Here is a 464-nt window from a genome sequence, read left to right as displayed (position 1 = left end):
TAAACCCGATGCCATCTCAGCGCTGATGCGCTTTCAGGACACCCTCACCGGCTATAAACTCACTCAGGTCACCCTGGTGGCGGTTGCCGCTAAGCGTCCCCCCGGTCGCCCCAAGCGGGCTAACCCCTCAGAGCCACCGACGATAGGGTATCCGTGGCAAGCGATCCTGGAACGCACGGCTGAGTACGAGGTTCAGTGCCAACAGCGCCATCGACGCTTCATCCTGGCGACCAATGTCCTAGACGCGCAGACCTATCCTGCCGAACGGTTGCTGCGCGAGTACAAGGGACAGCAGCAGGTTGAGCGTGGCTTTCGTTTCCTCAAAGACCCGCTCTTCTTCACCAGTAGCGTCTTTGTCAAAAAGCCTCAACGAGTAGAAGCCCTCGCCCTCGTCATGGTCTTGACCCTACTCGTCTATAGTTTGGGGCAGCGCAAGCTCAGAGCCCAACTAGACCAGACGGGTG

1 protein-coding gene is annotated in these 464 nt (G+C 58.8%); it reads left to right on the top strand.

Annotated elements, in window-relative coordinates:
* Window positions 1–464: IS1634 family transposase (locus tag JUJ53_RS24430; RefSeq protein WP_239124650.1), on the top strand; the 464-nt coding region annotated here is incomplete at both ends.

It is taken from the genome of Leptolyngbya sp. CCY15150 (genome assembly GCF_016888135.1).
Taxonomy (GTDB): Bacteria; Cyanobacteriota; Cyanobacteriia; order RECH01; family RECH01; genus RECH01.
This window is presented reverse-complemented; position numbering and strand designations above follow the sequence as displayed.